This window comes from Staphylococcus hyicus, assembly GCF_000816085.1.
GTDB lineage: Bacteria > Bacillota > Bacilli > Staphylococcales > Staphylococcaceae > Staphylococcus > Staphylococcus hyicus.
In genome coordinates this window covers 1226121-1239957 of the sequence record NZ_CP008747.1, presented here as the reverse complement: position 1 = coordinate 1239957, position 13837 = coordinate 1226121, and the positions used below count along the sequence as shown (strand labels likewise).

The following is a 13837-nucleotide window of genomic DNA, read 5'->3' as shown; positions in this document are numbered from 1 at the left end:
CTTAATTATCAAGTAATTGACACATCAATAACGCAGTCGCCACAGGCTGCTGTCCGCTTTGCATCGTTACTTCGAGTTTCGCGAAATTTCTTCCCATATCTAATATATTGTATAGCACTTCTATTTCATTTTCTATTTGAACAGTCTTAATGTAAAAAATATTTAAGCTCTCTATCATCACTTCAAGTTTCTTTTGTTTACGCATAACATATTTTATCGTTTCTTCAATAATCGCAACGGATACAGATTTACTTAATGTACCAAATTGATTGGTAAGTTGAGGCGTAATTTCTACATGAATTTGGTTATTACGAATATCAATATGTTTCGCAACTTGATCATTGATCGTTTCCCCAACTTGTGGTTGTCGTCCTGCAATTTGCATCGCTTTTAAAACGTCTTCTCGAGAAATAACGCCAATCAATGTTTTATCTGCGTCAGTCACAGGAAGTAACTCTATACCTTCCCAAATCATTGAGTGCGCACAACTTGCTACTGTTGTACTTAACTGCGCACTCATCGGTGGCTTTGTCATTACACGACTTAATGGGGCTTTAGGAGATTGACTTAAAATATCTTTACTCGTAATAATGCCTGTCAGTTTCATATCACTATCAACAATTGGAAAACGTGAATGCCCTGTTTCTTGTGCTTTTATACTGACTTCTTTCACAGGCATTGTATCAAATAAGTAAGACGTTTCTTCAATTGGAATCACGATATCTTCAACAAGTAAGATTTCTTTTTTTATCATTTGATTGTACATGGCACGGTTAATAATATTCGCTACCATAAACGTATCATAATTTGACGAAATAATTGGTAAATCATGTTCATCCGCATATTGTTTTATTTCTTGAGACGTTTCAAAACCACCTGTGATTAAAACAGCACTACCTTTATTTAACGCTGCTTTTTGAACATCTTCTCTATTCCCAACAATTAATAACGTGTTTTTTGACACATAATTCACTACATTTTCTTTTTCCATTGCACCAATAGCAAATTTCGTCAGTGAATTAAATTGACCACCACGTCCAGCAATAAATTGGCCATCGACAATTTTAGCAATTTCACCAAAAGTTAAGACGTCTAATTGTTCACGTGTCTTCTTTTCTATACGTACAGTCCCTACTCGGTCAATCGTTGCGACTAGACCACGTTGGCCAGCATCTTTGATTGCTCGATATGCGGTCCCTTCTGAAACGTCTAAATCTTTCGCTATTTTCCGCACTGAAATCTTTTGACCAATAGACAGTTTTTCAATGTGTTTAATAATTTGTTCATGTTTTGTCATTTAAATTACCTCAACCACTTCAGGGATTTTTTAATAGACCCGCTTCCTTGATGTCATTGTCTTCTCTATTATACCTTTTTTCAATGGATAATGTGAAAGAGAATTATTATATTACAAACGGAAGTTTAATGGATTTTTGTAAATAATTTGTTTAAAATATAATAAAAAGGAGGTATGTATGATGCATACACATATTTTACTCGCTGTTGATCCAGATTTAGAAAATGTAAAAGCAATAGATGAAGTAGAAAAACTATCTGGACCCTCAACTATTGTCACGTTGCTTCATGTCATCGGCGAACAAGATGTTCAAGCCTCTGTACGTTTAGGTACGCACGTTAATGAATTGAAACATTTACGAAGCGAAAAGATGGCTTCAACGAAAAAACGTTTAGAAGCCGCTCATATCCAATATGAAGAAATCATTGATCGTGGTAATCCTAAAGAAAAAATTGTAGCATATGCAAATAGCGGCCGCTATGAGATTGTTGTATTAAGTAACCGTAAAGCAGAAGAAAATAAAAAATTTGTATTAGGCAGTGTCAGTCACAAAGTGGCAAAACGCGCTAAAATCCCCGTACTCATAGTAAAGTAACATCGGACGGCCTGCAGTAATCTTTATCACTACACAGAAAACCTTCAAAGTTCAACAAGACGAACTTTGAAGGTTTTAAATTATATAATCCCATATATCATTTCTAATAAAAATCTCAATTTATATAATTAAGTTTTAAGACAATTCCACACACTCACCCGGTTTTAGAATTTGAACCTCTCCATGTGTCACTGCTTTTTTAAAAACTTCAGGATCTTGTTTAATAACTGGAAATGTATCGTAATGAATAGGAACAGTAATTTTAGGTTGAATCAATGTGTTAACTGCATAACTTGCATCTTCTATGCCCATTGTAAAATTATCTCCGATAGGAACAAAACAAACATCTACCGGGTGTCGATCGGCAATCAGTTTCATATCACTAAACAAGCCTGTATCACCAGTATGATAAATTGTTTTGCCTTCAAGTTTTAAAATCACACCCATCGGCATCCCTAAATAAATTGGTTTACCTTGATCATCCATTAGACTTGAACTATGAAAGGCTTGTACGAATTTTAATTCACCAAAATCGAATGACCATTGACCCCCAATATTCATACCGTGAACATTGTCTATTCCATGCGCTGTATTTAAATAATTAGCCACCTCTGCCGTTCCAATAACAGTCGCATTGGTGCGTTTAGCAATTTCAATTGTATCGCCAAAATGATCTTCATGACCGTGAGTTAAAATAATGTAATCCACTTCGAGTTTTGATGCATCTAAATCAGATAAATCATTACCAGTTATAAATGGGTCGATGATACCAGATTTACCATTTGATTCGAAATACACCGTTGATTGTCCATGAAAAGATAGTTTCATAATGCATCCTCCTTTTTGTTACTATCACTATACCACGTCTTAAAGTATGACACACATTCTTACAAATTGAATTGTTTGTGATTCTTAATTAGAATAAAAGTATTAAGGAGGCATTTATTATGAATCAAATTGAAATATTGCTAACACAAATCAAAGCAACTCATGCAGAAGCAGCGTGGATTACCAACCCAATCAACATTTTTTATTTCACCGGATATAAAAGTGACCCTCACGAGCGTCTTTTTGCATTATTAGTTAAAGCGAATGGTGAATGCGTCTTATTTTGCCCACAACTAGAAGTTGAAGAAGTAAAGGCTTCTCCTTTTAATGGTAAGATTATCGGATATTTAGATACTGAAAATCCGTATCAAAAATATAAGGCTTCAATTGATACCTTGTTAATTGAAGAAAACCACCTTACATATCGCCGTTTTCAAGAATTAAAATCAGCCTTTCAAGTTAATGAAGTGAAATCGCTTGACCCAATCATTCAAAAGATAAGAAATGTGAAAACACAAGATGAAATTGAGATTTTATCGAAGGCAGCAGCACTTGCAGATGAATGTATGAAAATAGGTGAAGCGTTTCTTAAAGAGGGTGTGACGGAAAGAGAAGTGGTCAACCATATTGAAAATGAAATCAAGGCGTTTGGTGTCCATGAAATGAGTTTTGATACGATGGTATTATTCGGAGACCATGCTGCAGCGCCACACGGCACACCCGGAGATCGCCAATTAAAAAACAATGAATATGTTTTATTTGACTTAGGTGTTATTTATCAAAATTATTGTAGTGACATCACACGAACAATTCCCTTTGGTCAACCAAGTGATGAAGCTAAAAAGGTATATGACATTGTTAAACATGCAGAAGTGGCAGCAATTAATAATATTAAACCCGGTGTTAAAATAAGTGATATCGACAAAACGGCGCGCCGAATTATTACTGATGCAGGCTATGGCGAGTATTTCCCTCATCGCTTAGGACATGGTTTAGGTTTAGAAGCCCATGAATATCAAGACATTTCCGAAACGAATGATAATTTATTGGAAGAAGGTATGGTGATCACAATAGAGCCTGGTATATATGTTCCAGGTGTTGTGGGGGTTCGAATTGAGGATGATATCCTAGTCACAGCTGATGGCCATCGTTCTTTATCATCTTTTAAAAAATAAATTTTTTTGTTGTGTTAAGTCTATATGCGTGTATCACCTTCCAAATGCTTTTATTAATAATTTGGAAGGTGATTTTTTGCAAAAATGGCGTGTATTAATTGCATTAGAAGACTACCTATACCTTCTCAACACGGAAATGTTATTCAAAAAAGTATTAGAGTCAAAAGAAAGAGGTGTACACGTTTATCGGTACACCCCTTTTCATTCAATCTATTTTTAAAAATTTATTTAAGCGCTTCCGAAACTGGCGTAAATGTTTTGCCAAACGCTTCGGCAACAGCTTTATTTGTCACTAAGCCATTAAATGTATTTAAACCTTGTGATAATGGTACGTTATCAGTTAGCGCTTGTGCATACCCCTTATTTGCAATTTGTAATGCATATGGCAATGTTGCATTGTTCAACCCAATCGTTGATGTACGTGGTACTGCACCTGGCATATTCGCTACTGCGTAATGTACTACGCCATGTTTGATATAAATAGGATCATCATGTGTTGTAATGCGATCCGTTGTTTCGAAAATGCCGCCTTGGTCAATAGCGATATCTACAACTACTGAACCCGCTTTCATCTGTTTAATCATTTCTTCCGTTACTAATTTTGGTGCTTTTGCCCCTGGAATAAGTACCGCACCAATCACTAAATCACTTGCTTTAACATGTTCTTCTATGTTGAGAGGATTCGACATAATTGTATGTACTCTTCCATCAAACAATTCTTCAAGTTGCTGTAAACGTTTTGGATTCACATCCAAAATGGTTACGTCTGCACCAAGCCCTAAAGCAATGCGCGCTGCATTCGTACCTGCTTGTCCACCACCAATTATGGTTACTTTCCCTTTTTGAACACCAGGAATACCACCTAAAAGAATACCCATACCACCATTAAATTTTTGTAAAAATTGTGCACCAATTTGAGCCGACATGCGTCCAGCAACCTCGCTCATTGGTGTTAATAATGGTAATGAACGATCTGCTAATTGTACAGTTTCATAAGCAATCGCTATCACTTTCTTTTCGATGAGTGCTTCAGTAAGCGCTGGTTCATTCGCTAAATGTAAATACGTAAATAAAATAAGCCCTTCTTTAAAGAAACCATATTCTTCTTTCAAAGGCTCTTTCACTTTAATCACCATATCTACATCCCAAACTTGCGCTTGATTTTCGATGATTACTGCACCAGCTTCTACATAATCTGCATCTTCAAAAAAAGACCCCATTCCTGCTGATTTTTCGACGAGCACTGAATGACCAGCCTCAACTAATGCATGGACACCACTTGGTGATAACCCCACTCGATTTTCATTATTTTTTATTTCCTTAGGAATACCAATTTTCATTCTCCCTGCACCTCCCATGGTTAATGATAACGCATGAATTATGTAAGCGCAATCATAAGATTCGTTTCTTTTGGTTACATATTATAATTGGCAGAATTTACAAAAAATATGATATAATTAAAGTGAAATAAGAAAGGAGTTTTTGCCATGTTAATGTACAAAAATATTCTAATCGCTGTAGATGGTTCACACGAGGCAGAATGGGCTTTCAACAAAGCAGTAGCAGTGGCTAAACGTAACGACGCCAAACTTACAATCATGAATGTCATTGATTCTCGTACGTATACTTCTTTTGAAGTTTATGATTCTAATTTCACAGAGAAGTCTAAATCATTTGCCGAAAAGTTATTAGATGGATATCGTCAAATCGCTGAAGAAGAAGGCGTGGCACATGTTGAAACGAAACTTGAATTCGGTTCACCAAAATCAATTATCCCTAAAAAAGCAAGTGAAGAAGGTAGTGTTGATTTAATAATGTGTGGTACTTCTGGTTTAAACGCTGTGGAACGCTTTATTGTAGGTTCTGTATCTGAAGCCATCGTGCGCCATGCAGAGTGTGACGTTTTAGTTGTTCGTACTGAACAAATCCCAGAAACATTCGAGCCTCGAGTTGCTACAAAAGAACTCCTACAAGATCATAATATTTAATTCAAACGTAATAAAGAAGGGTGGGCCTTGGTGCCCACCCTTCTTTATATGAAAAAGCTGCCTTCAAAGGATAGGCAGCTCAGTATAATATATTTATTTAATACCGAATGTCATGACGTCACGCGCAATCATCACTTCTTCATTAGTTGGTATAACTAAAACTTTTACTGGTGAATGTGGATAGTTTAATTCAGCTTCTTTACCACGTAATCCATCGTTTTTACGTGGATCCCAATATACGCCCATAAATTCTAAGCCTTCTAATACACGCGCACGAATTACATCAGAGTTTTCTCCAACGCCAGCAGTAAAGACAATGACATCCACACCGTGCATACGTGTCGCATATGAACCCATGTATTTATGAATACGAGAAGCAAATACTTCTAACGCAAGCTCAGCGCGTTCATTACCATGACTTGCATCATCTTCAATGTCACGTAAGTCACTTGAAGTACCAGTAATACCTAATAAACCAGATTCTTTATTAAGTGTATTTAAAACTTCATCTGCAGTTTTACCTGTTTTTTCCATAATAAAAGGAATAAGTGCAGGGTCAATGTTACCTGAACGTGTACCCATAGTTACACCTGCTAAGGGTGTGAAGCCCATTGACGTATCTACAGATTCACCACCATCGATTGCAGCAATAGATGCACCATTACCGATATGACAAGAGATGATACGTAATTCTTCGATTGGTTTACCTAACATTTCTGCAGCACGTTGAGATACATATTTATGACTCGTACCGTGGAAACCATATTTACGAATGCCATAATCTTTATAATAGTTATATGGCAAGCTATAAAGAAATGCAGATTCAGGCATTGTTTGATGGAATGATGTGTCAAAAACTGCTACGTGAGGGATATTTGGTAGAAGTTTTCTGAACGCTTCGATACCCATTAAATTTGCCGGATTGTGTAATGGGGCTAAGTCCGTTAATTTTTTAATATCAGCAACGACTTCATCAGTCACAAGTTCTGATTCAGGGAATCGCTCACCACCATGAACAACACGGTGACCTGTACCATCGATATCATTGATGTCATTAATAATTCCATGTGCTTGTAAACTATCTAACATCATATTTACAGCTTCTTCATGGTCTTTAATGTCTTTAACTTCTTTCACTTTCTCTCCGTTCACTTCAATAGTGAAGATTGAATCTTTCAAACCGATACGCTCGATTAATCCTTTTGTGACCAACTTTTCTTCAGGCATTTCAATTAATTGAAATTTTAATGATGAGCTACCAGCGTTAATCGCTAAAATTAACTTAGACATGTAAACGTCCTCCAATATTTATAAGTTTTATATCCAAAATCTATTTAAACATTATCACAGTTTGATTTCAAGAGTGCCACAGATTATTTTTGGGGATGATTTTTTTGCATCCATTCATTTAATTCACGTAAGAAATTTTGAAAGTTTTGTGGCTGTTTCAAATCAGGAATTGTCGCAAGCAAAACTTCCACAGGTTGCGTTATACCTTGCGCTTTCTTTTGTAAAACGAGCAATGATTTTTGAGCGCGTTCATTTTTAAATAAATTCCTCGGTAAATGCAAGAAAGCTTGCATAACTGTTTCTGTTGCAATGAAATTTTGCAACTGTTTCACCTGATTCCCATCAAACAATGTACTTGGAACAACAAGAAACGCATAACCAGAGGGTTTGAGCGCTGTTATCGACTGTTCAATAAATAAATGATGCGCATAACTGTGGCCTTCTTTAAAGCCTAATTTCATCTCGTGACTGCGTTCATCGACAGGGTAATATCCGATTGGCAAATCACCGATAATGACATCAGCTTCTTCAAACGAGAGTGGCATTAAAGCATCCTGGGGATAGACATCGAATGGAATTTCTAAAAAATTAGCTAAATGTACACTCAGACGTGATAAAACTGGATCTACTTCTACTAAGTGATGCATCAGTGTTTTCTCAGACATTACTTCATGTACTGTTGCACTTAGATGACCTGCACCACTACCTAAGTCTGCAATATGTAGTGCTTTTGCCTCAGATTCAAATTGCGAAATTAAGTAGCCCAAAATTAACCCGATGGAATCTGGTGTAATTTGATGGTTGGCTTGTACTTCTTCTTTTTGTAATTGGCTTAAGTAAGCAAATTGAAATGCTTTTCGACGATCTTGTAGCGTCGCTTGTTCCAATAAATCTCGCTCTTTAGTATAGATTTGTTCCATAGATAAACCTAAATTTTCTATAAAACTTTGGCCATTTTCTTCATTTAGTTGTTTCGTAGTGTCATCCAACTTTTTAAACAGTTGTTCCATTACAGATGTGGATTGTGTCATTTTTTACGTCCTTTCAAAAAATAAAGGGGTGGGACATTAAACGTCCTCGCCCCAAATTCGTCAATCACCTTTTACTTCGTAAGTGATTGTTTCTATACTCAAATCTAAAATTGATAGAAAGTTAAAAACATGAATTCTAGTTATAGCTTACGATAAGCATCTAATGCTGCTTCAAAATCTGGAAAATCCGTACCTTCAGCTACAATTTCTTTATAGACGACTTTGTTGTTCTCATCTAAAACAAATACAGAACGCGCAAGTAATTGCAGTTCTTCCATTAAAACGCCATAAGCCTTACCGAACGAATGTGATTGATAGTCACTCAAAGTGATGACATTATCTAAACCGTTAGATGCACACCATCTTTTTTGAGCAAATGGTAAATCAAGTGAAACTGTAAGAACATAACCATCTTCGTCATTTGCTTGTTCATTAAACTTACGTGTTTGTTGATCACATACACCTGTATCAAGTGATGGTACCACATTTAATAATTTTTTCTTCCCGTCAAATTGAGATAACGTTACGCCTTGAAGGCCTTGATCAACCACTTTAAAATCAGGTGCTTGATCACCGACATTAACCTCGTTACCTATTAATGTAACAGGATTTTGTTTAAATGTAACTTGTGCCATAACTCTATTGCCTCCTTAAAAAATCCGAGTCAATTTTATTATACGAATTATTATATCACTTCGCACGTCATAGACCTTCATTTTCCTGAATATATTTAAAATATTTATTCTTTACCACAACGGTGTCAGCAAAATAATCGTGTACGCCAATATGTTTCGGTGTAAACATCACTGTAAGGTATGGTAATCCAAGCATGATGTTTGAAATAATTCGCCCAACCCATTCTCTATATAAGACATCTGACCAACGTGGCGAACATAAATCTTTGCGGTACACTTTAATACCTAAAATCATCTTCCCTAATGTTTGTTGGAAATATTTTGTCATCAACACAAAGTAGAGAAAATAGATTAACGCGTCAAGAATGTGTGTTAGACTAAAATATGAAATCCATAGCTTTAATTCCTCCGCCCCTGTAAGAGCTAATATAGGTTTGATTATAATGCTTGATACGGACCAAATAATTAAAAGATCGATTAAATAACTCAAAAAGCGTCGTCCGAATCCAGCATAAAAAAATGCATTTAATTCATATTGATACTTCGTCATGACAGGTGGCCTTACTTCTTGAAAATCTCCTCTGTATTGAGTAGGATTTTCATTTTGATTATTTACCGTCACACTTTTCACCTACCCCTCGTATAAATACATTGGACGCGTATCCGATTGATTATTTAAAATATTCTTTATTTGCTTAACATTCGTTTGCAAGGATTCAAAAGTGGTTTTAATGCCAAATAACGACCCCAAACCTTGTTGTGATGTATCGAATGTAATGATTTGAGGATTTTTTAACTTCAATTCTTTTTTCATTGCTTTAAGTGCTTCGTTTTTATATCCGATTTCATCTATTAAATGATGTGCTTTAGCTTGTTGTGCACTATAAATACGCCCGTCAGCTAATTTGCGCACCTTATCTTCCGACATATGGCGTCCTTCTTTTATAACGTTTACAAACTGATCAAAACTATCTTTATTTATAGATTGTAAAATATCTCGTTCCTCATTAGTCATTTCACGTTGCGGACTCATAATGTCTTTATGACTTCCTGATTTAATGGTATTCGTTTTAATGCCAAGATTTTTTAACAGTTCCGAGTAATCCATAGATTGTGAGATTACCCCAATGGATCCCGTTAATGTTTGAGGTCCTGCATAAATTTTGTCTGCAGGCATTGAAATATAGTATCCTCCAGAAGCAGCAATGGTTTCCATTTGGACATATATTTTTTTCCCTTTAGTTTTAACTTCTTTAAGCTTTTGATACAATTCGTCACTTTCATATGTACCACCACCTGGCGTGTTTACAGTCAACAAAACCCCTTTTATTGAGTCATCATTTTTAATTGTATCCAACTGTTTCAAAATTAACGTATGATTATATCCTTCACCACCAAGCAACCCGCCAGACGCATTACCAGTGATTTCTCCCTTTACAACAACCTCAGCAATTTGATGAGATGGACTGCCATTTTTTACGACAGTTGTCGGGACTTGATCAAAATCAGTCATACCACCATTAAAAAAATTCGAAGCCAGCGTTGTAACAATACTCATTACAATGCCACTCATGACAATAACAGCCGCTAAAATAATCGCCACAATTCTTTTAGACATACAATACTCCCTTTCGCTTTAAATAAATATGCTTTTTTAGTTATTTTATCATTTTTTACTTAGTTTAGAAAAAGGATATTAAAAATAAATTTTAGACTTACATCGCTCAAAGTAAAAAAGAATTGAGCACAGATGAGGCTCAATTCTTTTTGAATTGTAATCATAAAATTATAATGTGAATTAAAATAACCATGCTTTCAAATAATCATAAGCATTTTTAAAAATAAGTATCAAAGTAACCACAACAAACAATACTTTCACATAACTTACCCCTTTACGTATTGCAAATTGCGCGCCTACATATGAACCTAATATTGAGCTGATTGCTAAAATAATACCAAGAACATAGTTAATGTGTCCTAAATACATAAACATTAATAGTGCGCCTATATTTGATGCGAAGTTTAACACTTTAGCATTTCCAGCAGCACTTAAAAAATCAAAACCAATAATTAGAAGTGCAAACATTAAAAAGGATCCAGTGCCACCACCCAGAAAGCCATCATAAAACCCGATGAGAGCAATTAAAAGGACAAACATAAATGCTTTTATCATCGACAATTTCGAATAAGTACGCGTTGCACCCCACTCTTTTTTTAATAATGTATAAATTAACACACCACTTAAAATAATTATAACAAGGGGTTTGAGTACATTGGATGGTAAATAAACAGCTAAAGACGTGCCAGCAACTGCAGCTAAGAAAGATAATGGAAAAAGCTTCCCTACAAGTGGTAAATCCACTTTCTTCGCTCGTACAAATCGGAATGCACTCGTTAAAGATCCGAACGCACTGGCCATTTTATTCGTTCCTAATGCTGTGGCCGGTTGTAATCCTAACGCCAGTAAGCCAGGTATTAAAATTAAGCCTCCGCCTCCAACAACTGCATCAATAAATGCAGCTAAAAATGCGAGACCCATTGCAATGATAATAACAGTGATATCTAACTCCATCCCATTCACCTCTATGACAGTCTAAAATAAATCATCTTCCCATTCATTTTGTTTTTCTTGATGAAGGTGATAGTTCTTATCAATGATTAATGTTTCGATTCCGTTGACAGCTTCTTCAATCATTGGCTCAAAATCAAATCCAGATTCATATTTGATTACTTTATCAAATTGAGGTTCTGTAACTGGATTTTTAGGTGTGAAAATAGTACAGCAATCTTCAAATGGCTGTATAGATGTTTCAAACGTACCTAATGCTTTTGCTTTATTAATTATCTCTTCTTTATCTAGTGACAATAAAGGACGTAACACAGGCGTTGATGTAACGGCATTTATCGCGTACATACTCTTAAGTGTTTGACTCGCTACTTGCCCTAAATTTTCTCCATTAACAATTGCATCTGCACCAATTTGGTGAACCACTTTATCCGCGATACGCATCATCATCCGACGTGTCGAGGTCATCGTATAACGTTCATGTACGACCTTATGCACCTGTTTTTGTACATCTGTAAATGGAACGATGTGTAGTTTAATTGTACCTACCCGTTCTGCCATAATGCGTGTTAATTCAATCACCTTTTCTTTAGCTTTTTCACTTGTAAATGGTGGACTGTGAAAATGAATCGCCTCTATCGTTACACCCCTACGCATTACTTCCATCCCAGCTACTGGCGAGTCAATACCACCAGATAACATAAGCAATGTTTTACCACCAGTTCCTACTGGCAAACCACCGATAGCTGGGATGACTTTATCGTACATGTAAACCGCATCGAGACGTACTTCAATTTTAATTTCATGATCAGGCTGACGAACATTAACATGTATATCATTGCGGTGTTTTAGTATTGCCCCGCCGACCATTCGTTGTATGGCAAACGTTTCATATTCAAATTGTTTATCAGAACGTTTGACCTCAATCTTAAAACTATCACCCGCTTGAAAATCATCCGCAATTAAACAACCATGTGTATACATTGCATCCATTGATTTTTCAATTTTAAGAACTGGGCTAATGGAATGCACACCGTAAACCTTAGATATACGTGATATCATTTCCTCAATATCTGCATGTGCCTCAAGTTCGATATACATACGATCTCGATTTGCTTTTACCTCATAACCTTTCAATGGCATTAATGCGCGTTTTACATTTGAACGCAATTGACTAACAAACGTTTTACGGTTTGCACCTTTTAAAGTTAATTCTCCGTATCTAACTAGAAGATGATCATAAATCATTTTCTTAGCAACTCCTCTACTTCTTGATATACTTCGGTTAATTTTTCAAAGAATAATGTAACATCTTCTAATGTTGTGTGATGATCGAATGATAAACGTATACTTCCTAATATATTCGTTTTATCAATTTGCATCGCATTTAAAACCTCATTTATTTTAGCATGTTTGGATGAACATGCACTTGTCGTTGAAATCATAACGCCTCGCTTTGAGAATGCATTAACTAGAACTTCTCCTCGCACACCTGGAAAGCTAATGTTTAAAATGTGAGGTGATGCGTCAAAGGGAGAATTAACGACAATGCCTGGATAATTTTCGAGGCGCTCTCGTATGATGTCATTTATCTGTTGTAAATGGCGCATTAAGTTACTTTGATTTAATGTTGCCAATCGTATCGCTTTTGCAAGTGCAACATTATTTGGAAGATTGACTGTTCCACTACGCAACCCTAGCTCTTGTCCACCACCATGAATGATTGGCGTTATAGCATGCGCATTTTTTAAAATTAATAATCCTTGTCCTTTTAATCCGTTAAATTTGTGCCCACTAATTGACAAACTGTCGATACCGTTCATCGATACTGGTTGTTTACCTAGCGCTTGGACAGCATCAACATGAAAATGAACTTTAGGATATGCGGATAACAAGCGCACGATTTCATTAATGGGTTGTGTTTGTCCCATAATATTATTAACTTGCATACACGTTACTAATATGACATCAGAATGCATAAGTGATTTTAAATGAGATAGATCGATTTTACCCTGTTGAGTAACGTTGACATATTTTAATACGAAACCTTCCGTTTCTAATTGCCGCATCACTTCTAGTACAGAAGGGTGTTCTAAGACTGACGTAATGATGGTTTTACCAAAAGGTCTTTTTTGATATGCAGCACCTTTTAATGCCATATTATTTGATTCTGTAGCACCACTTGTAAATAAAATCGTTTCATCATCTAGTTTTAAAGATTGCTTAATCTGTAAACGCGCTTCATCCAATAGGCGGGCTGCCTCAACTCCTTTTGCATGAGGACTATTGGGATTGAAGTAAAATTTTTGATTTACTTTGATATAACTATTTAACACGTCTGCCTCTGGTTGCGTTGTCGCAGCATTGTCAAAATATAACATCATTCAAGAACTCCTCGATTCAATTTTGAATAGTTTTATTGTACTACAATT

Annotated in this window: 14 protein-coding genes; 3 read left to right on the top strand and 11 right to left on the bottom strand. The window is 35.8% G+C overall.

Annotated features, from left to right (window positions below):
• Position 1: 1 nt before the first annotated feature.
• A complete protein-coding gene (locus SHYC_RS05915) occupies positions 2-1297 on the bottom strand; it encodes a DRTGG domain-containing protein (protein WP_039645303.1) in 1296 nt (431 codons plus the stop codon).
• Between the two features lie 181 nt (positions 1298-1478).
• On the opposite strand from SHYC_RS05915, the gene SHYC_RS05910 reads away from it, so the two are divergent.
• A complete protein-coding gene (locus SHYC_RS05910) occupies positions 1479-1892 on the top strand; it encodes a universal stress protein (RefSeq protein ID WP_039645301.1) in 414 nt (137 codons plus the stop codon).
• Between the two features lie 135 nt (positions 1893-2027).
• Here SHYC_RS05910 and SHYC_RS05905 read toward each other — a convergent pair whose 3' ends face one another.
• Positions 2028-2720, bottom strand: coding sequence for a metal-dependent hydrolase (locus SHYC_RS05905; RefSeq protein WP_039645299.1), 693 nt, complete (start codon positions 2718-2720; stop codon positions 2028-2030).
• 119 nt (positions 2721-2839) lie between these two features.
• Here SHYC_RS05905 and SHYC_RS05900 point away from each other — a divergent pair, with 119 nt between their 5' ends.
• Positions 2840-3895 carry a M24 family metallopeptidase gene (locus tag SHYC_RS05900; RefSeq protein WP_039645297.1) on the top strand — a complete coding sequence of 352 codons (1056 nt, stop codon included), beginning with the start codon at positions 2840-2842 and terminating at the stop codon, positions 3893-3895.
• 224 nt (positions 3896-4119) lie between these two features.
• Here SHYC_RS05900 and ald read toward each other — a convergent pair whose 3' ends face one another.
• The gene (gene ald, locus SHYC_RS05895) at positions 4120-5235 is read right to left on the bottom strand and encodes an alanine dehydrogenase (RefSeq protein ID WP_039645295.1); all 1116 of its coding nucleotides are present in this window, start codon (positions 5233-5235) and stop codon (positions 4120-4122) included.
• 147 nt (positions 5236-5382) lie between these two features.
• On the opposite strand from ald, the gene SHYC_RS05890 reads away from it, so the two are divergent.
• Complete coding sequence (locus SHYC_RS05890) at positions 5383-5883, top strand: universal stress protein (protein WP_039645293.1); 501 nt, start codon at positions 5383-5385, stop codon at positions 5881-5883.
• A 93-nt stretch (positions 5884-5976) separates the two neighbouring features.
• On the opposite strand, the gene SHYC_RS05885 is transcribed toward SHYC_RS05890, so the two are convergent.
• From SHYC_RS05885 to SHYC_RS05850, 8 genes are all read right to left on the bottom strand, one after another.
• A complete protein-coding gene (locus SHYC_RS05885; RefSeq protein ID WP_039645290.1) occupies positions 5977-7173 on the bottom strand; it encodes an acetate kinase in 1197 nt (398 codons plus the stop codon).
• 83 nt (positions 7174-7256) lie between these two features.
• Complete coding sequence (locus tag SHYC_RS05880; protein WP_039645288.1) at positions 7257-8204, bottom strand: class I SAM-dependent methyltransferase; 948 nt, start codon at positions 8202-8204, stop codon at positions 7257-7259.
• A 140-nt stretch (positions 8205-8344) separates the two neighbouring features.
• A complete protein-coding gene (tpx, locus tag SHYC_RS05875) occupies positions 8345-8839 on the bottom strand; it encodes a thiol peroxidase (protein ID WP_039645286.1) in 495 nt (164 codons plus the stop codon).
• 67 nt (positions 8840-8906) lie between these two features.
• Entirely contained in the window at positions 8907-9470 is a 564-nt protein-coding gene (locus SHYC_RS05870) for an RDD family protein (RefSeq protein ID WP_231912808.1), read from the bottom strand.
• Positions 9471-10457, bottom strand: coding sequence for a signal peptide peptidase SppA (sppA, locus tag SHYC_RS05865; RefSeq protein ID WP_039645284.1), 987 nt, complete (start codon positions 10455-10457; stop codon positions 9471-9473).
• A gap of 180 nt (positions 10458-10637) precedes the next feature.
• Positions 10638-11411 carry a sulfite exporter TauE/SafE family protein gene (locus tag SHYC_RS05860; protein ID WP_039645282.1) on the bottom strand — a complete coding sequence of 258 codons (774 nt, stop codon included), beginning with the start codon at positions 11409-11411 and terminating at the stop codon, positions 10638-10640.
• A gap of 21 nt (positions 11412-11432) precedes the next feature.
• On the bottom strand, positions 11433-12653 hold the full coding sequence (gene thiI / locus SHYC_RS05855) for a tRNA uracil 4-sulfurtransferase ThiI (RefSeq protein ID WP_039645280.1): 1221 nt from the start codon (positions 12651-12653) through the stop codon (positions 11433-11435).
• Positions 12650-13786, bottom strand: a complete 1137-nt coding sequence (locus SHYC_RS05850; protein WP_039647620.1) for a cysteine desulfurase family protein — start codon at positions 13784-13786, stop codon at positions 12650-12652. Before SHYC_RS05850 ends, thiI begins: the two co-directional genes overlap by 4 nt.
• Positions 13787-13837: the final 51 nt, after the last annotated feature.